The 19,554-nt window shown below is 60.4% G+C and carries 19 protein-coding genes and 2 tRNA genes; 7 read left to right on the top strand and 14 right to left on the bottom strand.

Features of this window, described 5'->3' with window-relative positions:
* Nucleotides 1-84 precede the first annotated feature (84 nt).
* Nucleotides 85-1,554: a helix-turn-helix transcriptional regulator gene (locus I6E60_RS07705; protein ID WP_197154521.1), complete on the top strand. Its 1,470-nt coding sequence runs from the start codon at nt 85-87 to the stop codon at nt 1,552-1,554.
* Here I6E60_RS07705 and I6E60_RS07700 read toward each other — a convergent pair.
* Together I6E60_RS07700 and I6E60_RS07695 are read right to left on the bottom strand one after the other, a co-directional pair.
* Nucleotides 1,551-2,378, bottom strand: coding sequence for a DUF1684 domain-containing protein (locus I6E60_RS07700; protein ID WP_197124444.1), 828 nt, complete (start codon nt 2,376-2,378; stop codon nt 1,551-1,553). The genes I6E60_RS07705 and I6E60_RS07700 overlap by 4 nt on opposite strands.
* Before the next feature lie 90 nt (nt 2,379-2,468).
* Nucleotides 2,469-3,836 carry a CoA transferase gene (locus I6E60_RS07695; protein WP_197179584.1) on the bottom strand — a complete coding sequence of 456 codons (1,368 nt, stop codon included), beginning with the start codon at nt 3,834-3,836 and terminating at the stop codon, nt 2,469-2,471.
* 34 nt (nt 3,837-3,870) lie between these two features.
* Between I6E60_RS07695 and I6E60_RS07690 the strand changes: the two genes are divergently transcribed.
* Both I6E60_RS07690 and I6E60_RS07685 read left to right on the top strand, forming a co-directional pair.
* A complete protein-coding gene (locus tag I6E60_RS07690; protein ID WP_197124441.1) occupies nt 3,871-4,059 on the top strand; it encodes a PLDc N-terminal domain-containing protein in 189 nt (62 codons plus the stop codon).
* 517 nt (nt 4,060-4,576) lie between these two features.
* On the top strand, nt 4,577-5,254 hold the full coding sequence (locus I6E60_RS07685; RefSeq protein ID WP_197179582.1) for a haloacid dehalogenase type II: 678 nt from the start codon (nt 4,577-4,579) through the stop codon (nt 5,252-5,254).
* Nucleotides 5,255-5,664: 410 nt separating this feature from the next.
* Here I6E60_RS07685 and I6E60_RS07680 read toward each other — a convergent pair whose 3' ends face one another.
* Nucleotides 5,665-6,135, bottom strand: a complete 471-nt coding sequence (locus I6E60_RS07680) for a hypothetical protein (protein ID WP_197179579.1) — start codon at nt 6,133-6,135, stop codon at nt 5,665-5,667.
* On the bottom strand, nt 6,132-7,163 hold the full coding sequence (locus I6E60_RS07675) for a hypothetical protein (protein WP_197179577.1): 1,032 nt from the start codon (nt 7,161-7,163) through the stop codon (nt 6,132-6,134). The genes I6E60_RS07680 and I6E60_RS07675 overlap by 4 nt, the downstream gene beginning before the upstream one ends.
* Nucleotides 7,164-7,544: 381 nt before the next feature.
* On the opposite strand from I6E60_RS07675, the gene I6E60_RS07670 reads away from it, so the two are divergent.
* Together I6E60_RS07670 and I6E60_RS07665 are read left to right on the top strand one after the other, a co-directional pair.
* Nucleotides 7,545-8,999, top strand: a complete 1,455-nt coding sequence (locus I6E60_RS07670; RefSeq protein ID WP_197179575.1) for a competence protein CoiA family protein — start codon at nt 7,545-7,547, stop codon at nt 8,997-8,999.
* 134 nt (nt 9,000-9,133) lie between these two features.
* The gene (locus tag I6E60_RS07665; RefSeq protein WP_197179573.1) at nt 9,134-9,520 is read left to right on the top strand and encodes a hypothetical protein; all 387 of its coding nucleotides are present in this window, start codon (nt 9,134-9,136) and stop codon (nt 9,518-9,520) included.
* 1,024 nt (nt 9,521-10,544) lie between these two features.
* On the opposite strand, the gene I6E60_RS07660 is transcribed toward I6E60_RS07665, so the two are convergent.
* Nucleotides 10,545-10,618 (bottom strand) — tRNA-Ile (locus I6E60_RS07660).
* A 166-nt stretch (nt 10,619-10,784) separates the two neighbouring features.
* On the opposite strand from I6E60_RS07660, the gene I6E60_RS07655 reads away from it, so the two are divergent.
* A complete protein-coding gene (locus I6E60_RS07655) occupies nt 10,785-11,327 on the top strand; it encodes a Dps family protein (protein ID WP_197124438.1) in 543 nt (180 codons plus the stop codon).
* 56 nt (nt 11,328-11,383) lie between these two features.
* Here the strand turns inward: I6E60_RS07655 and I6E60_RS07650 are convergent, their stop codons facing one another.
* Nucleotides 11,384-12,628 (bottom strand): glycosyltransferase, encoded by a 1,245-nt coding sequence (locus tag I6E60_RS07650; RefSeq protein WP_197179571.1) that lies wholly within the window; start codon nt 12,626-12,628, stop codon nt 11,384-11,386.
* Nucleotides 12,629-12,758: 130 nt separating this feature from the next.
* Entirely contained in the window at nt 12,759-13,700 is a 942-nt protein-coding gene (locus I6E60_RS07645; protein WP_197124434.1) for a multidrug DMT transporter permease, read from the bottom strand.
* Between the two features lie 40 nt (nt 13,701-13,740).
* On the opposite strand from I6E60_RS07645, the gene def reads away from it, so the two are divergent.
* On the top strand, nt 13,741-14,304 hold the full coding sequence (gene def, locus I6E60_RS07640) for a peptide deformylase (RefSeq protein WP_197179569.1): 564 nt from the start codon (nt 13,741-13,743) through the stop codon (nt 14,302-14,304).
* A gap of 30 nt (nt 14,305-14,334) precedes the next feature.
* Here def and I6E60_RS07635 read toward each other — a convergent pair whose 3' ends face one another.
* The 7 genes from I6E60_RS07635 to I6E60_RS07605 form a co-directional block, all read right to left on the bottom strand.
* Nucleotides 14,335-14,640: an AzlD domain-containing protein gene (locus tag I6E60_RS07635; RefSeq protein WP_197124430.1), complete on the bottom strand. Its 306-nt coding sequence runs from the start codon at nt 14,638-14,640 to the stop codon at nt 14,335-14,337.
* Complete coding sequence (locus I6E60_RS07630; protein WP_231601159.1) at nt 14,637-15,410, bottom strand: AzlC family ABC transporter permease; 774 nt, start codon at nt 15,408-15,410, stop codon at nt 14,637-14,639. The genes I6E60_RS07635 and I6E60_RS07630 overlap by 4 nt, the downstream gene beginning before the upstream one ends.
* Before the next feature lie 8 nt (nt 15,411-15,418).
* The gene (locus I6E60_RS07625) at nt 15,419-16,084 is read right to left on the bottom strand and encodes a response regulator transcription factor (protein WP_197179567.1); all 666 of its coding nucleotides are present in this window, start codon (nt 16,082-16,084) and stop codon (nt 15,419-15,421) included.
* The gene (locus I6E60_RS07620) at nt 16,081-17,385 is read right to left on the bottom strand and encodes a sensor histidine kinase (protein WP_197179565.1); all 1,305 of its coding nucleotides are present in this window, start codon (nt 17,383-17,385) and stop codon (nt 16,081-16,083) included. Before I6E60_RS07620 ends, I6E60_RS07625 begins: the two co-directional genes overlap by 4 nt.
* Nucleotides 17,386-17,584: 199 nt before the next feature.
* Nucleotides 17,585-17,657: transfer RNA gene (locus I6E60_RS07615), tRNA-Asn, on the bottom strand.
* A gap of 51 nt (nt 17,658-17,708) precedes the next feature.
* A complete protein-coding gene (locus I6E60_RS07610) occupies nt 17,709-18,746 on the bottom strand; it encodes a beta-propeller fold lactonase family protein (RefSeq protein ID WP_307841797.1) in 1,038 nt (345 codons plus the stop codon).
* Nucleotides 18,733-19,554: an ABC transporter ATP-binding protein gene (locus I6E60_RS07605; RefSeq protein WP_307841796.1), complete on the bottom strand. Its 822-nt coding sequence runs from the start codon at nt 19,552-19,554 to the stop codon at nt 18,733-18,735. Before I6E60_RS07605 ends, I6E60_RS07610 begins: the two co-directional genes overlap by 14 nt.

The raw sequence follows: 19,554 nt of genomic DNA, 5'->3' as shown, positions 1-19,554 counted from the left end.
GCACTAGTTCTTCACCACGATTTGTTGCAGAATTATCATGATTCTTCTGTTTTTCGATAGAAGACCATCAAGGAGGATGTTCGGATGACCCCACGCACGCGTACGCAGGCAGACGATGAGGACATGTTCGATTCCCTCACTGTTGGCCGCCGCATCCGTCAACTCCGCACCGATCGCGGTCTCACCCTCGATGACCTGGGTGCCGCACTCGAGCGTGCGGCCTCTCAGGTCTCCGTTATCGAGAACGGCAAGCGAGAGCTCAAACTCAGCGAGTTGCAGAAGATCGCCCGCTTCTTTGAGGTGTCGGTGGATGAACTGCTGAGCTCAGAGCCGCCTTCTCGGCGTGCTGCCCTCGAGATCGCTCTCGAACGCGCGCAGCGCGGTCCGCTCTACAACTCGCTCGCGCTGCCCGAACTGCCGGTGCGCAAGACCCTCAGCGATGAGGCAATCGAAACCGTGCTCGGCTTGCACGACGAGCTGCAGCGCTTGCACCGTGAGCGTGCGGCAACGCCTGAGGAAGCCCGCCGCGCTAATACCGAACTGCGGCGCATGATGCGCAGGCGCAACAACTACTTTGGTGAACTTGAGACGACAGCCCGAGAACTGTTGGATGCCGTCGGCCACACCGGCGGACCGCTCTCCCAACGGGTTGCCTCTGACCTTGCCTCCCACCTCGGGTTTTCACTGCACTACGTGCCCGATCTGCCCGCCACCACTCGCAGCGTGACGGATCTGCGCAATGGCCGTATCTACTTGCCGGTGGCGCAGGGCGAGGGAACCGACCCACGCTCGACGCTGCTGCAGGCACTTGCGGGGCATGTGTTGGGCATCCGGGAGCCTGCTGACTACTCCGAGTTTCTGTATCAGCGCGTGGAAACCAACTATCTGGCGGCGGCCCTCATGGTGCCGGAGAAGACCGCGGTCGACTTTCTCACTGCGGCGAAAGCGCAGCGAGAACTTTCCGTCGAAGATCTGCGCGATGCATTCGCGGTGCCGTACGAGACGGCAGCCCACCGCTTCACCAACTTGGCGACCGAACATTTGGGCGTTCCGGTGCACTTCTTGAAGGTGCACGAGGGCGGCACAATTTCCAAGGCCTACGAAAACGACAGTGCAGCGTTTCCGACTGATGCGCTTGGCGCAATCGAGGGACAAATCGTGTGCCGGCAATGGAGTGCGCGCCAAGTCTTTGACGTCGAGGACCGCTTCAGCCCGTACCACCAGTACACCGACAAGCCAGGCGGTACTTACTGGTGCACGTCGCGCATCCAGTCGGGCCGACGCGGTGATTTCTCGGTGAGCCTGGGCACGCCGTTTGCGTCAGCAAAGTGGTTCCGTGGGCGCGACACCACGAATCGTGCCGTCTCAACGTGTCCTGATGAGGGATGCTGCCGCAGCGCACCCGAGAACCTGTCGTCGCGCTGGGCGCAACATTCGATCCCGAGCGCGCGGCTCAACAGTTCGCTGCTCGCGGCAATGCCCACCGGAATGTATCCCGGGGTTGACACCACCGAAGTATTTGAATTCTTGGAGTCGCACTCGCCGCGCGGCTAGTCGTGAAGCAGCGAGCCGTCCTTCTTCAGAACGTTCTTTTCTCCGGCCTCAATGGCGACCGCGAAACGGTTCTGTTTGGGCGGCATGGGGCAGTTGAAGTTGTAGCTGAAGGCGCAGGGCGGCAGGATCGCGAGGTTGAAGTCGAGAACGATGGTGCCGTCGGGGTTGGGGGCGACAAAGAGAAAGCGACCAACGCTATAGGTGTCGACGCCGCTGGTGGCATCCGCAAAAACGAGCTGAAGGGCACGACCCGACTTGAACGCAGCGAGGTTGTAGTCGACGCCATCCTTCGTGAAGGAGATGTCACCGGGAATCGGCTGCTCGCGCTCCTGGCCGTCATCCTTGAGGTGTTCGAACCCGAGCGTGGTGCCTTCAGGGTTAGGCGTGAAGGCGGCGGTGATCACCCAGTCCGGGTTGTAGGCGTAGGCATCAATCGTGCCGAATTCTTGGATGGCGGGCGAGTTGCTGTCCCACACACGCAGGGCGTGGTTTCCCTCAGGCGCCTTGATGACAAAGCCCGTGACCGTTTCACCGAAGACAACCGCGCTGGGGTTCTCGTGGCTCTTGCTGCGCACTACGGCGCTGCCTTCCACGAGGGTGCCGTCAACCACGATGTTGTCTTCTGCGGTGGCCGTGACCGTGAGCCCATCCTCGTGGGGAGCCCACGTGCCAGGCACGCCCCAAATGGTCTGCTCAGCGTCCACCCACTGGGTATTGGTGAGAGCAAGGTTGCCGTTCTGCTGCACGACCGCCTGGTCGCGACGTTCGCGGAAGATGGCGAGCTTGGCTTCGGGCGTGAGTGTGGGCGCAGCAGTGTCAGTCATAAGTCCATCCTTGTTGAAGTCCATGATGCCAACCACCGCCGACACGGGATTATTTCAGGAAAGCCAGATCGGTCGCGCGACCAAGCTAGATCAGCTTGGTCGGGAAAGCCACGCCGCTTCGCTCGAACCCCACTCGACCGCAGGGGCGCTGAAGCGTCCAGGCCCGCCCGCGTAGGCCGGCGCAGGAACGGCACTAGTCACCCCGTCGTGAATCGTCACCGTCGGGGTGAAACCAGCGGATGCCGTCGGCGCGTGCCGCGGACGGCGCTGCTGCAGCAATTCGGTCGCCAGTCGCGCGAGCGATACCTCGACTAGCCACGAGTGGCCCGCATCGATCCGGCGGCGTACTGCCGTCGTGATGCCTGCCGCAAGCAGATAACCAGCGGCATGGTCCAGAGCTTGAGCAGGTAGAGCGCCCGGCGTTCCCTTGCCTTCGCCTTCTACCAGCGCGATTCCCGTCGCAGCCTGAACAATGCTGTCGAAGCCACGGCGCTCCGCCAACGGTCCGACTGTTCCCCACGCTGAAAGGCGGCCCACGATGATTCCCGGGCGACGCTCGGCGAGAGCCGCGGGCGAAAGACCGAACTTATCTAAGGAACCGGGGCGATACGCGGTGAGTACGACATCCGCGGTCTCGAGCAGTTTCTCGAAGGTTGCTCGGTCGGCGTCGACCTCAAGGTCGAGCAAGGCCGAGCGCTTTCCGGCGCCGGTGTCGAGATGCTGCCAGGGGATTTCGGGATGCTGTGGACTGTCGATGCGCAGAACGTCTGCACCCCACAGGGCGAGGGTGCGGCCGGCGACGGGTCCCGCAATCACCCGAGTGAGGTCGAGCACCCGGAGCCCCGCTAGAGGCGCATCGACGGTTGTTTCGGTCAGTTGAGCCGGTTCAGTATCGCCGAGCGACGTCAACTCGATTACCGACAGTTCGGCCAGCGCACGGGCCTGTGGATGCTCGGACCATTCCTCTGCGGTGCGCACGACGGTCGCGACTCCCCCGGCGGCAACGACCTTGTCCTCGACGTCGGCCGCACGCATCGAGTGGAGAGCGAGCATGAATTCGTCAGCGCCCGTCTCTTCGGCAAGTTCAAGGGCGCGAAGAAGGGCTGCGCGGTGGTGCGGATAGTTCGCATGTGTGCGAACCCAGCCATCGCTGCAGGGCCAGAAACCAGAAAGCTCCGCCCAGGCCGCCATGGGTTCACCATTCAGGCGGAAATGCTTGTCGCTCGTGACCGCTGTCGCCACTTTCAGCGGATTGAGTTCAACCGAAGGAACCGCGCATCCGACCCTCCTCGCGGCAAGCAGCGAGGCAGAAAACGATGCCGCGGCGATCGCATCATGAACAAAGCGGCCCGACGGGAGGGCTCCAGCGAGGGGCACAGCCGTGCCATTGTCACGCACTAAGGCGAGGGCGGCAGCATCTTCCCCCAGGGACTGCCACGCAGCATCCAGCAAACTCATAACTTGATAGTGCCATGCCCAGTAGATTTAGACCATGGAACCTATTAGCTTCAGTTTTGGCATCGTCGGACTCGTCGTCTTCATCATCACCGTGGTCTCGATCGCCAAGAGCACCAACCATGGTGTCGTCGGCAAGTTCCTCTGGATCTTGGTGGCGTTCTTCCTGTCGATCTTCGGCTCGATCTTGTGGCTCATCTTCGGTCGCGGCAAGGTGCGCAGCTAACCTCTCGCGCGGCATCATGATGGGCGTGGCGGCGCAGGCGCACTGAAGGGACACGGGATTTCCGTGCCTGCGACTGCATGCCGCCACGCTGAACTCATCGAAATTGGGTGTGGAATCCGATGAGTTCGAGGGGTGGGCCGTTATTGGCCCTTACGTGGCTTGATAAAGCCGGTGTCTTCGAGCTTGGCCCGCTTCTGCGCCCGCTTGTCTTTGATCGACAGCTTGGCTTCCTTTTTCGTACTTCCTCTAGGCGATTTTCCAGCCATGATTACTCCGCTTCCCCTTGTCTCAGTTGGCGTGCTAACCCTGACCATAGCCCATTCCTCAGCGGAAAGCACTTTACCTCTGACCGGCTTTTTTATCGCCCGAAAACGCTAGCGCACCACAGTCAGATAGCGACCCCAGCAGACTAGTGCTGCCGTTATCAGGCGGGCGCTCGGTACTGCGCGTACCGTAGGGAGTCACACGCTGAGCATCCGCCATTGACGGCCGGATCAGCCGAACTAGTGGGGATGCCATGACGAGCACACGAGCGACACTCTTCTTCGACGTCAACGAGACCCTCTCCGATCTTTCGCCCGTCGGAGACGCATTCGAAACCGTCGGTGCAGCCCGCGAACTCGCGTCGTCATGGTTTGCCAGCATCCTGCGGGATGGCTTCGCACTCACCGCGGTCGGCAGCGAGGCCCGCTTTCTCGACATCGCTGCGACGAACGCGCGAAACGCCCTCAGCAGTTCCGCGCTGAGCTTGCCGATCGATGACGCCGTGGATGCGGTGATCGCCGCGTTCTCGAACGTGAGCCTCCACAGCGACGTGGTCCCCGGCATCCGTTCACTGCACGAGGCCGGCCACCGACTCTTCACGCTCTCAAACGGGCCCGCGAGCAATGCCGAACGCATGCTCACGGAGGCCGGAGTCGCGGATGTCATGGCCGGCTTTTTGTCAGTGGAAGAGCATTCCTCTTGGAAACCCGCGCGCGCGTCCTACGAGACCGCGCTGGCCCGCGCCGGCACTGCCCTGGACACGACCGCTGTCTACCTCGTGGCAGTGCACCCTTGGGACATCCACGGTGCCGCCGCAGCAGGGCTTTCGACGGTGTGGGTAAACCGCAGCGGCGCAAACTACCCCGAGCACTTCACCGCACCGACCATGACAGTGGAGCAGCTCGACCAACTTCGCCCACGCCTTGAATAGAAACAGAAGTAGGGCGGATGGGACTTGAACCCATGACCGACGGATTACTGATTGATCGCTTGCACTATTCGAGGCGAGTGCTGATTGTTCGCTGAAATGCCAGCATTATCTGGCCGATCACCTCCCGGAACAGCCCGCGTGACACCGTCGCATCCCAGATGTATACCGTAGGTTTAACCGTAGGTTGGAGCGAACTGATTTGATGGCGCCAACTATTGGCAGAGGACACGCAGGCTCAGCCAACCGGGCAGAATCATCGGTCCTGCACCTGACATCGACTGGGCTCGCGATACGGGATCGTGGCGCGCTATCAAGGTTCAGGGCCGGACCCAAGCGTGTCCCCGCATTCAACAGTAGCGACACGAAACGCACCAGCATCTGTTCTTCAGTTGGCAAGGCTCGTTGGCAGCTCAAGAGAACAGCTGCCCGTCCTCTTTGGCCGCCTCTGTCGGGATCTCACCCCTCCGCATCGCGTGCATGTGGAGCATTGCTCTAAGCTCCTTGCGCTGGAGTTTAGATAGACCTCTAAAATCAACGAAACAATGACCAGGGGCCCGAAGCGCTCCGGGGTCCAGAGCGCATTTCGAGTCGTCAACGACGTATCGACCTGACGCGACCACCTCACCGACCGAAACCGCCCATACGCCCCGAGAGGGGCTATTCGCATACTCGTCGTGCCAATCGCGGGCGGCCTGCGGCGACACTTCGCGCTGGCGCGAAAAGGAGGGCTTGTTGTTATCCGAGGAATTTGGGCCGAACGCCGTAGTCGCGATCTTGCCGTCGTCTTCCAGCATATGAGGGGCGACCTGCCGATAGGCCAGCTCGTCAGAGTCGCTCATTAGCTGCTCGCCTTCGAGCAGCTCGACGTCGATGTCAGTCATGCCTTCTCCGCCTCAACAAACCGGATGGCAACGCTGAGGTCGTGCGTTGACGAGTGCGCGCCCTCCTGCTCGCCAAACTTCATCGAGAAGGTCTCGAAATTTCCGCCTTCCAATATTTCAATGCTGCGAACGCCTGTTGCGTCAGCCCACTCGATGAGGACTCCCCCGTCTTCGGTTGGGAACACGCCGGGGCTCGCAATCTCTGCTCGATCGACGGCTCTAAGGATCATCTGTGCCTTCTCCAGCGATTCAGAAGAGATCTGAGCAGCCGCGGCGCCATCCCATCGCGACATCAAGGTCGCCATCTTCGAGAGCCGGGCACCCCAAGCTGTCTCGTCAAAGTGCACCTGTTCGACCCTGCTTGTCTCCCAGAATCGGTACAGAATGCCGTTCTTCATCTGCAGCGCCCCCGTGACGCGCGTGAGAGGACCTTCAGCCGCTGAATTAAGCACCTTACGAAAATCATCGAGCAAGCCGGGGTGCTTTGGGTATCGCCCGTGGAGCTCCTCGCCGTCCGAAAGCACAAGCGTGAACTTCTTCTTCTCGGCGTCGAGCGCGGTGATCCTCCCAACGAGACTTTGCTCTTCCTTATCAAGCTCGGTCGGCTGGGGCACTTGATCCGGGGGGACGAGAAAGTCCTCGATCCGCGACAGCCGGTCAACCGCGTTTACGCGAGTCTCCACGGTAATCGTTACCGGCACGGAGCCAACTCCACCAGGGTAGAACTCGATTGACTGCTCTGGTCGGAGAGTCTCGCCGAACTGCGCCACGGCTTCACGAAACTCCGTGTCCTCGCTCGCTGAAAGAGCGGGGAGGATGGGTATCTCGGCATCCGAATAAGCGGCAACGATTACGGCGTCAGCTACGTCCTGCGCCTCGGCCTGGTAGTGCACGTAGACCTGATGCTGCTCGAAAGCCAGGAATACATCTGCGCTTCCGTCGTCAATGCTCTCGATAGCGAGGCTGACGGAGCTTTTGAAGTCTGACGGGACTTCTTCTCCTGGGTGCTCAAGTCGCCATTCGGCCACCGCAGCGATGCGGACGACAGCCTGATAGTTCTGCAGCTCGACTAGCGAATCGATAGGCAGCCGTCCTCCATCGAAGCGCGCGCCCTTCAAACGAACCCGCTTGAGGTCATGTCTCTGCTCGTCAGTCACATCGCAATGCTATCGGTAGGCGAGCTGAGCCACCGGTAGAGCCAATTTACGTCGACGTGAGCCTTTGCACTTCTTTCACGTCTCTGCGCAGACAGATTTCTGTTGCACTCTTACACACTTATGCAACATTTCTGCAGCATTTCTGCAGCATTTCTTTCACAGTTCTGGATCGATGTCAGACCCGAGTCATAAGATTTGATCATGCCTCATGGACCGCCCATCCTCGCCGCGTTCCAACGTGGTGAGTCCCGGATGATCTTTGCGAGCAGGAAGTCTGGTGATGCCGGCCTTTTCTACCTGCCTGAAGGCGGCGCAGCCGAGCACAGAGAGCTGGCACGAACTGAGCTCCGATGCCCGGTGGGTGATTGTCCAACTCCAGAATTTACGACTGTTGATCGATCGCGATTCAACCGCCGGGACGGCTTCCGTCACCTCAACGGCAACTTCAAACATGCGCCTGAGTCGCTGTTCCACTTGGAAGCTAAAGCGCAGATCACACGATTTCTGAAAGCACAGCATCCCTCAGCCCAGGTCATGATGGAGCAAGCATCTAACAGCGAACGTGAACGGATCGCCGACGTAATGGTTACCTTCGCCGACGGGGCTCGGGTGGCGATTGAGATTCAGTACTCCGCGCTGACCGCCGAGGAATGGCAAGTTCGGCATGACTCGTACCGGCGTCAAAACATCGTCGACGTGTGGCTATTCGGGCATACAGGCCCTCAAATGCGTACTGAAAGTGACAACCGGATTACCTTCACCTCAGCGCAGGCTGCAGTACGCACTGCAGGCGACGTTCCTCTATGGTTCAATCCGCTGCTTATGGACATCGGGATCGCAACCAGCAACCAGAGCATCAACCGGCAGGAGATTGGAATCTATCCGGAGGCACGCGGCAGCTTCAGCACCGAACCGCTAGTCAGATTCCAGCTGCACCCCGACCGCTTTTCAAGCATTCGAACTGATCAGATCAAGACGAACACCCTCCGCTACAAGGCTTACTGCGCAGCAGAGGAAGAGAAGCAGAGAATCGCGGAGATAGAAAAGCAGAGGATTGCTGCCGAGCGCCAGGCGAAGGCCGAACGCATCGCAGAGGCGAAACGCAAGGACCGGGAATACAACGCCTCTCGGCGGACAGCCATGCGGGAGGCTTGGTTAGCGAGCCCCGCTGGGCAGCGAGTGCTTGAGCTGTTTGACTGGGAGATCCCAGAATGGCTAGATGTTCACGTGAAAGTAGACATCCCAGTTGCCAACGTCTTGTGGCAGTGGCATCTATGGCGTGTTCATATTGCTCCGAACGTCAGGTCCAGCCGCGTGCGTCGGGATCTTGCGGCACAAGAGCTACGAAGCGAGTTCGGACTCGACCTATCCAAGGACGATGCCGCAGCTATGGTCACCGCTTGGTACACGGCGTTGGTGAAACACAATCTCCTTAGTTGTGAGGTATCTCGATACCCTGTTGGCCGGCCGATGCTCAAATACTTCAAGGTGCAAGAGCCCGGGCTGGTACCTACCGCGAATCCGGCAGTCTACATTCCGGCTATCCCTGACCGAAGCGTCTCGAGTGATCAACAAGACCCGGAGGCTAGGACGCAGCTTTCCGAGCCGGAGACTGTGACCTGCAAACGGTGCCGAAAGATTGTCGCTGTTCCGTTCGCCCGAACGGGCTATCACATGAGGTGCGCGCCGGGATATGCCGGGCGTTGAATCCGGTAGATGCCGTGGTGCAGGGCAGCGAAATAGTACCCACAGATACAGTGACACGAGCAGGACCGACAGTTCGATACTCAGGTCTGTGTGACTCCCACATCACTCATCTGAAAGAAGGAGAGAAGGCGGCTGTGACGAAACCTATTGCCCCAGCAGGCAGCAGCACTCGAACAAGCGCGGCGGACGACTGCGCGCAGATCAGTATCCACGACATCAGCGGGGCTCTCGAAAACGTTCTTGGCCGAGAGTTGCTCAGCTTCATCGTTGGCGCGGGTGGGGGCATGCTCCCGGAGTGGATTACTGGCGAATCAATGTCATCAGCTGGAGGCGAACGTCGGCTTCGTAGTGCCTACGAGGTCTATGCGTTGCTCCGCGCCGAGGAAGACGATCGCACCATCCGGGCGAGGTTCATGGGCATGAACTCAGAACTAGACGACGTCTCGCCGGCCGAGGCAATAGCTGGCGATCAGTTGCGCAAAGTAATGATCGCCGCGCGAGCCTTTGCAGCGGGCGGATGATCGGACACTAGCGCTGCGGCGATGAAGCACCAGACCGTGGTCGACGCATCGCTCTTGGCGTATGCATCTCTCATCGCGCCACGAGCGCCAGGCTGTCCGCGCGATCAGGCGCTTCGCCCTGTCTAATTTTTCATCGAATCCGGCGCGTCAAATTCATCTGGACCCAGATCGCCTACGCCCGAAACTACTAACACCCGTACTATCGGGAGATGACTTTGATGAACGTCCCCGGCGGAGGCTCGTATCTCGTCTGCGATCACTGCCATAAGAAGGCGACTCCCTCGGTTGTTGACCACCAGTGCTGTGGCCGCTGCACCCGAGGTCGCAGTCACCTGAGAGAAGCACAGGTCAACTACTCAGGACCCGGCACTTTCTTCCACAAATACTGGCAACCAGTTTTAAACCCTGGCGTCTGCGGAACCTGCAACGAGCCCGAGGACGCCCATTAGAAAGCCAAGCATCATCTGGCCGTCTGAATCCCCCAAAATCTACTCGTTGCTCACTCTCGGATCCTGGTGCTTCGAGAGGACGAAATCGTAGCGCGAAGATACCTGGTGGAAACAGCAATCGGCCGCGGCGTTTCAGGCGACTTGAGATCGGTACCAGGTCTGCTGGGATAACTGGAACCGTACCGCTCTCGCGGTGCCAACGGGGCTGTGGAGCTATCGGCCTGAATTCTCCCCTGATGCGTCTCATACAAGCGCGTTCCAGTAAGCGTCCGGAAGCCGAGCGACTCCCAATGCTTGCGGAGGCTCCGGTAGTCCTGTCCTAATCGGTGTGCACAACCTACAACGCTCTGAGCGGCGATGACATCGGCCCGCAGGACTTCGCAGACCGCTCGAGAATGGAGAGCAGATGGGACCAGGACGATAAGCACCTCACTAACCCGATGCTCGGCGCCTTCGGCTGGCTAGAAACAACCTCAGATAGACAGGTTTTCGCTTTCTAAACCGTAGTTTTAACCGTAGTTATTCGATCTAAAACGGAATTACACTCGGAAATCACTGGTAAACGAGAGTATTTGTAGGGCGGACGGGACTTGAACCCGTGACCGACGGATTATGAGTCCGCTGCTCTAACCAGCTGAGCTACCGCCCCGTGCCTGCACTGCTGCAGGCGCGTATCTACGTTACCGGCAATTCGGACTACGAAGGGCACGCCACTGCGCGCAACACGTGCCGTGCACGAAAGCGACCACCGCACACTCAGCTTCCTCTCACGCAACGTTGAGCCAGCATCAAACCAACCCTCGTACGGTCGAGGTATGACTGATTCACAGAAAGCGCAGACCACAAGTCCAGCCAAATCTGGGGCTCGCAAAACTCGCCAGCAGAATGCTGAGCGCGGCTTCACCGCCTCCAAGGGCTTGGCAGATCGTCTTCAGCAGGTTCTCGTAGAGCTGCTCGAACTTCAGCTTCAGGGCAAGCAGGCTCACTGGAACGTCGTTGGCAAGAACTTCCGCGACACTCATCTCGTGCTTGACGAAATCATTGATGCCGCACGCGGCTTCAGCGACACGATCGCCGAACGGATGCGCGCACTCCACGCCACCCCTGATGGGCGCAGCGACACCGTGGCCGAGACCACGACTCTTCCCGCATTTCCGGCTGGCGAGGTGGACACTGCCCACACGATTGACCTTCTGACAGAACGCCTCGAAGCAACAATCGAAACGATTCGCGAAGTGCACGATCCCATCGACGAGGAAGACCCCACGAGCGCGGATCTGCTACACGGCATCCTCGAGACGCTCGAACAGTACGCCTGGATGGTATCGGCCGAAAACCGCACCCCCGCAAAGAAGTAGGCTCCACGCCTACAGTCACGAGCCGATTGCTGTGGCTCCCACGAGAGCGTCTCCGTTTAGGAGGCGCTCTCGTTTTTGCTGGCCGCTGATGCCGCGACCGCGACGTCTTCGCCGCGATACATGCTCTCGAACGTGTCGAGGGTGCGCTGGATGTCGTGGGCGGCCACGATGGCCAAGCTTTCTTTCTTGAACTTCAGCACCTCATCCGCTGGCATCGACAGCACTCGGGTGAGTTTTGCGGCCAGATCCTCGACGTTGCCGGGCTCGAACAGGAACCCGTTCTCCCCATCGTGCACAAGGTGAGGCAGAGCCATGGCGTCAGCAGCAACGACGGGCAGCCCAGACGCCATCGCTTCCATTGTTGAGATGCTTTGCAGCTCCGCGATCGATGGCATCGCGAACACTGAACCACGCTGAAGCGCATCACGCAGTTGATCTTGCTCGACAAATCCGGTGAGGGTCACACGATCCGCGACGCCCAAAGAGGCTGCAAGGGCACGAAGTTTTCCTTCGAGCTCTCCCCCGCCCACGATCTCGAGCTTCGCGTCGAGCGCAGGGTCAAGAATCGCGAGAGCGCGAATGAGTTTATCGATCTGCTTCTCGTCGGAGAGGCGCCCCAAGAACACAATGAGGTTCTCCGGCTTGGGCTCAAGATTGCCGTTGTAACCATCGGCATTGATCCCACATGACACCGCAACGACGTTGCGCACGTTCGTGTTTGCTTCGAGATATTCGGCGGCGCGCCGGGTCGGAGTGGTTACCCACGCGGCACGCAAGAAGGAACGTCCGGCAGCAGCCCACCCCGCCTGAATAGCTTTTCGGCGCAAGAATTTGGGGATGATGTAGGCGTGATCGAGCAAATTCTCGGGCATGAAGTGATTAGTGCCGACGAGACGAATTCCTCGCTTTTCGCCCTCGATCGTCATGCCGCGGCCGACGATGATGTGCGACTGAAAGTGGATGACATCGGGCTTCACCTGATCAAGAATGCGTGCCGAATTTTGCCTGACCCGCCACGGCATCATGAACCGAAGCCACGGGTGGCCGAGCCAGCGCCACGAGTAGAGGCGATGCAGGGTCATTTTCTGCCCCTCATGCTCCTCGACCATCGTGCCCAACTTCTTGTTGGAGTACGAGGGAGCCACAATGTGCACATCATGGCCGCGCTCAGCGAGACCAGCGGCCAATCGAGCAATGAAGGTCGCTGCACCATTAATTTGTGGCCAGAAAGTGTCGGCACCGATCAGAATGCGAAGTCGCGGTTTGCCCTCGTGGGGCGAGCGTCTCACAGCGGAAGTCACAGTCGAAGAGTTCCTTAACAGTTGTGCGTCACGAGCCAGTGCGTTTACGACCCAGTCAGGTCAACGGCATCTAATAACGTACCTCACGCGGCCTGCACGCACGGGCTGCTCGACCGAGCGCCTCGAAATACTACGACTTCAGTTGCGGGTGGTGCTTCGACAGCGAGAACACACCGAAAATGGCCACGGCACCCGTAATCACAAACGCAATGATTGCCCAGAGCGGCGCATCGGCTGCTTCTCCCAGAACGAGGATGCCGACCGTCACCGCAACGAGCGGGTCGATAACGGTGAGTCCCGCCACCACGAGGTCTGGCGGGCCGGAGGCGTATGCGGTCTGCACGAAGTACGAACCGAGAAGGGACGCAGCGATGAGCCCAACAATGCACAGGATCGTAAGGAAATCCGTGCTCTCAAATCCAGAACCCGAAATCATGATCGTCTTGATGCGGTCGATGACAACCTTGGCGAGCGTCGCGACGAAACCAAACAGCATGCCGGCACCCAAGATATAAAAAACAGGGGACGCGTTCGTGCGGAAGACCAGGAACAGCACGATCCAGAGTGCCAAGACGATCGCCAAGACGATGAGCACAATTGACAGCTCACGCTGGGTGATAACCGTGGACTTGGCGAACATCGCGGCGATTCCGACAAACACACCAACACCGACAACGCACATCACGATCGCTCGAATGGAAATGGCATCCAAGCGCACCTTCGCGACGCGGGAATTCATGATCGCGGTCATCACGAGCGCAACGGCGCCGAGGGGTTGCACCACCATGAGCGGGGAAAGCGACAGGCTCGAAAGCTGAAAAACGATGGCGAGCCCGAGAAACGCCGTGCCGATTACCCACGACGGACGGGCAAGCAGCGCCTTGATCTGGGAAAAGTTGAGGCCTGCGCTGGCTTCGCTGCCATGGTGCTGCTCCATGCGGGCAACGCCACGATGTTGAAACTGCGCTCCCAGCGACAACAGGATCGCGCCGATGAGGGCCAACGGAATACCCACCGCTTGCAGCGGCGTCAGGCTTATCTGATCGCTGAGGTCAAGGATGTCCGGCGGCACTCGTCAAATGTACTCGGTTCGCACGGGATATTCTGGGTACATGGCCGTTCTTCCCATCATTATCACCGGCGATCCGGTGCTCCACACTCCAGCGAACCCGGTGACGGCCTTCGATAGCGAGCTCACGACTCTCGTCAACGACATGATCGAGACGATGGAAGAAGCACCGGGCGTCGGCTTGGCCGCGCCGCAGGTCGGCGTCGGCTTACGCATCTTTGTCTACGACTGGACCGACGACGACGACACGCACTGGCACGGTGTCGCCATCAATCCCGAACTTTGGCAAAGCCCCACCCCCGTGCTCGACTCCGACGACGCGGATGAAGAGGGTTGCCTCTCGATTCCCGGCGAACGCTACCCGCTTGCCCGTGCCGACCGCGTCATCCTGCGCGCCTTCGACCTGCAGCAACAGCCGTTCGAAATTGAAGCGTCGGGCTGGCTCGCCCGCATCTTCCAACATGAATACGATCACCTCGACGGCGTGCTCTACGCCGACCGCCTGCAGGCTCCGGATGCCAAGGCGGCCGCGAAAGCGATTCGCAAGCAGGGCTGGGGTCAGCCTGGGCTCTCGTGGTTGCCCACCGAGGAACAGCTCGACGCCTAAGTCAGCGCAACCCCCGCACGGAAAAGCGCTCTACGTCAGCGCCCGAATACCGGCGGCCACGAGAGCGGCCGCGATGATCACGACGATAAAGGGCACTCGCAGCGAGAAAAGCATGGCGGCGACGGCGACGGCCGGCAGCCGGGCATCCACTTCAAAGCCGCGCGCTGAACCGAACGTCTGAACAACGATGAGTGCCGCCAATAGCGAGACCGTGAGCAGATTGGCGAGCCTCGCCACCGTGGGTTTCTCGGCCCACGCCGCGGGGATCGTGAAGCCCGCGAGCTTGAGGGCGAGCACGGCGATCGAGGCGATCAGAATGATGTGCCAGACCGTCATCGCTCCCCCATCGGATCGGGTTCAGCTTCGGCGAGGTCGCTCTCGCGGGTTCCCAGCCAGTTTGTCAGGCCCACGGCGACAGCTACGAGCGTCGCGGCGAGCACCGGCAGCCCCGCGGGCAGAACGGGCATGAGCACCGCGGCAACGACTGCGGCACCGACCGCCACCACAATGGGTTGCAGCTGCTTCAATCGCGGCCACAGGAGCCCCAAGAATGCTGCTGCGGCAGCGGCATCTAATCCGTACTGGCTCACGTCGCCGAGTTGATCGCCAATGAGGGCCCCGAGGAGGGTCGTCAGGTTCCAACCGACGTAGATGATGGCGCCGGTCCACCAGAAGCCCGCACGCTGGCTTGTCAGGGTGGGCTGTGCTGTGGAGACGGCGGTACTCTCGTCGATAGTCCAGTGGCCCGCCAACAGTCGTTTGGCAACCCCGGGGCCGATCATGGGAGCCACGCGCAGGGCGTACAACGAGTTGCGCGCACCCAACAGCACCGCACTAGCGATCGCTGCACCGCCGGCCGCTGTGCCACCCGTCGCGAGCACACCAACGAGAGCGAATTGGGAGCCGCCCGAAAACATCAACAGGCTGAGCACGCAGGCTTGCCAGACATCCAGCCCCGCCGCTACTGCCAGTGCGCCAAAGGAAATTCCGTACGCGGCAACAGCAAGGCCCACCGCAAAGCTGGAGCGGATAGCCGCCGAGACTTCGGGAGACCGTGCCGGGTGCCGTTTTCTGTGTGCGACACCGTCTGCAATGCCATCCGTCATGCTGCTCGTCACACCGCCCGCCCCAGCGAGACAAGCCCGGTCTCATACGCGATCACGACGAGTTGCACGCGGTCTCGGGCGGCAAGCTTCGACATGATGCGCGAGACGTGAGTTTTGGCCGTGAGCGGGCTCAGGAAGAGTTTGGTACCGATCTCTGCGTTGGTGAGCCCCTGGCCGACAAGAGCCAGCACCTCACGTTCACGATCGGTAATGGCCGACAAGATGGCATCATCGACGGCCGCATGAGAGCCGCGAGCAAAGCGTTCGAGGAGTCGTTTGGTGACGCCGGGACTCAAGAGTGCATCGCCTGAGGCCACAACACGAACCGCTCGAATCAGTTCAACAGGCTCGGTGTCTTTCACAAGAAAACCGCTGGCGCCAGCACGGATAGCCCGAGCGACGTACTCGTCCACTTCGAAGGTGGTCACAACAACGATGCGCGTATCAGCGAGTTCGGGATAAGTCGCGATCTGTTCGGTCGCCCACAAACCGTCGCCTTCGGGCATCCGAATGTCCATCAAGACAACGTCGGGGCGCTCACGACGAACCACCTCAATGACCTCGGTGCCGGTTGCCGCTGCGCCCACCACTTCGATGCCATCTTCGGCGTTGAGGAGGCTGCTGAAGCCGGCCCGGATCAGCTGCTGGTCATCGGCAATAACAATCCGGATCATGCGGATGCCGAACGGCGCGGAATTCGAGCCGTCACCACGGTGCCGCGCGGCGCACGATCGCGCACCGTCATCGCTCCCCCGAGTAGTTCAGCTCGCTCTCGCATGCCCAGCAGCCCTCGCCCCTCCGTGTGACCATCGGTATCGATACCGACACCGTCATCGGTAATAGTAACGAGATAGTCGTCGCCCTCGACCACCAGCGAGACCACCGCAGAGGTCGCCGATGCATGCCGCACCACGTTCGTGAGTGACTCTTGCACGATGCGATACAGCGCCAGCTGAACGGCCGCGGCAGTGTGCTCTGAGATCTCTGAAGTGAGATCAACCTCAACGCCTTGCGCACGCACAGAATCGGCGAGGCTCGTGAGGCGAGAGAGATCTGGCTCAGGGACGAGCGGCGCATTATCGGCAGCACCCTCCGCGGTGCCAGAGTCCTCACTACGCAGCATCCCCAGCAGCGATCGCACTTCGTTAAGCGCTTCTCTGCTCGAGATTTTGATGCTCGCGAGAGCTTCCTCGGCCTGTTCTGGCTGCTTGTGCATGAGGTGAAGACCGACGCCGGCCTGCACGTTTATCTGGCTCAGGGAGTGTGCCAAGACGTCGTGCAACTCACGCGCGATTCTCGTACGCTCGGCGCGCAGCTCTTCTTCACGACGACTCGCAAAAGCGGCGTGGAACTGCTCGAGCTGTTCACGCCGACGACGATTCACTTCAGCAAACCCGAGCACCACCAACAGACCGATCGTGGTGGGGACAATGCGATACGGGTCGAGCTCGATGCCCACGACCAGAGCGGCAAGAAGCGTTGCCTCCCACACGACAATCATCGACACCCACGTCCAGGTGCGAGCACCGTGGGAGATCGCAATGACAATCGCGAATGCTAGTGCGAGATACGGCGCAGAGAGCACCGAGTAGCCGATGAGAAAGTCTGCCGCCGCCAACGCCGAAATCACAGCGATGATGGGCCCGGGATAACGCCGAATCCACAGCAGCAGCAGCGGGCCCACGATCGACAGCGCGATGGCGACAATCGCGCCGGCACCAATACTGCTCAACTCAAGAACAGTAGTGAACGGCAGTTCGGATGCCGCATCACCGTACTCCGCATAAGCACCCGTCCAGATCACCCCCACGATCGTGATGGGCACCTGCACCAGTAGCGAAATAACGACGGGAATCCACCGCCGCAAACGACGCGACCGCGGAGACTGCGATGCGCTGACACCCGTGCCGTTCACGACGGCGTCGAGCATCGCCTTCGATGCGCGCGGCATCGAGCGACGAGGTGACGAAGACATGCCTTGATGGTAGTTGCCGCGGGGTATTACCGCGTCGGCTCGGCGGTGCAGCGTGCGCTACTCCCGGCGGAGTAGGGAAAGATTCTCGGTGCCAGGCTGCAGTCGCGACAACGCGAGAAAACTCGCCCACCACTTCGCGGGAAAAGCACCTCGCGGAAAGCACGAAGTCCCGGCCACCGAAGTGACCGGGACTTATAAGCTCCTCGACTTGGACTTGAACCAAGAACCTACGCATTAACAGTGCGTTGCTCTGCCAATTGAGCTATCGAGGATCGCTGTGCGACTCAATTACTTTAGCAAATGATTTCGCACTTGAAAAACCATCAGGCGATTCTGGCGAGGTATGTTGGCGAAAGCACCCGGGTTGGTGGGGCAATCAGCTGCGGAATACCGTTGAGATCAATTCTGAAGCTAGCCACTTCGTGCGAATACTGGTTGCAGACGTGAAGAATGTCGTCGCTCATGATGATGTGGCGCGGCCAGTTCCCCTCGCACGACACAGAAGTAAGCGGTGCAACGCTTCGGCCATCGTCAGCAATCGTCATGACCGCAATCTGATTGCTGTGGCGCACCCCAGCGTAGGCGAAGCGGCCGTCGGCTGAGATTGCGATGGCGGACGCTTGGTCGCCTTCCACAGCACCAGGCAGCGCGATGGAGCACAGTTGCTGCAGTGCACGGTTCTTCCACTCGAAAACGAGCAAGCCGCATCCGTGTTCTCCGAGCACATAGAACAGATTGCCGGGGCGGGCGACGATATCGCGCGGACCAAACCCTGCCGGCGTAGCGACCTCGGCGATCTGTTCGATCGCGAAATCGACGTAGCTGAAAACGCGGATGAGGTCGGCGCCCAAATCGAGAGTGAAGAGCGTGCTGTCATCGACGAAAACTGAGGAGTGCGCGTGCGGGCCCTCCTGTTGCGGTCGTGGACCGAGCCCGACAGTCTCGACGACCTGACGCGTGTCGAGCGCCGTGGGTTCCGCCGACGCCTCGATGACTCCGAGCGTGCCGGTGCCATAGTTTGCGGCAATGATCGTGGAGCCATGGACCGCAATGTGGCAGGGGTATTGGCCTCCGCTGGCGGTGAACGTTGGAGTGCTGAGGGTCTCGCCGTCGCGGTCGAATGCTGCGACCTGGCCTGATCCTTCGAGCGTCGAATACACGCGGTCACCATCGACCACGATAAAGGATGCCGAGGGCACCTCCGCAACGCGTTGCGCGAGCTCGAGCGACCCATCCGGCCTACTGCGCAGGACAGAGATGCCTTCGGACTCGCACTCCATATCCGCACCCCAGCCGCCCACCAACCAGGTCGAGGCGGGCACGGGGTTTACGTCGGGCGTTATTTCGTTAGTGCTGTTCACGTTCGAGCTCCACAAGTGAGTGGGCGAGCCCCTTCACATAGGGGTGCCACGGGTCGGAAAGGACTTCTGAAAGTTCACCAGAACCAACGAGGATGCCGCGATGCATGATCGCAACATTCGTGGCGACCCGGCGGACCGCGGCCAGGTCAGCGGTGACCAGCAGTGCCGAGAATTCGCGTTGCGCTTGCAGATCAACGATGAGGTCGAGGATGGCTGCGCGCACGTTGACGTCAATACCGGCGGTGGGGTCGTCGGCCACGAGCAGTTGCGGCTCAAGGATCATGGCACGTGCAATCGCAACGCGCTGACGCTGCCCCTTGCTCAACTCGTACGGGTACCGGTTCATGACCGAGAGCGGCAAACGCACAGTGTCGATGAGGGTCGCAACAGCTTCGGCGGCTTCCCGCTGGTTGAAACGACGATCCCGCACAAAAATCGGTTCAGCAATGTTCTCGCCGACCGTGAGCCGACTATTGAGGTGGTTGCCCGCATCCTGAGGCAGATAGCCCACGCGCAAGCTCAATCGATCGCGCTTGCGTCGACTCACCGAGCGCAGTTCGGTGCCGAGCACCGCGAGCTCTCCCCCGCTAAATAGCGGCGAACCGTAGGCGCCCGTCTCAGCATGAAGTGCAACCGCTTTGGCAAGAGTGCTCTTGCCCGAGCCACTCTCGCCCACAACGGTCAATACTTCGCCAGCGGCGATCTCAAAACTCAAACCATTGACAGCAATCGAACGCGTTTCAGGGTTGCGTGACGGGTAGCGCAGCGACAAGTCGCGGGCGCTCACGGTGGGCTGAGTAGAAGTCAC

Source organism: Salinibacterium sp. SWN167 (genome assembly GCF_015864665.1).
Taxonomy (GTDB): domain Bacteria; phylum Actinomycetota; class Actinomycetes; order Actinomycetales; family Microbacteriaceae; genus Rhodoglobus.
Note: the sequence above shows the minus strand (reverse complement) of the source record. Positions and strands in the feature narration are given on the sequence as shown.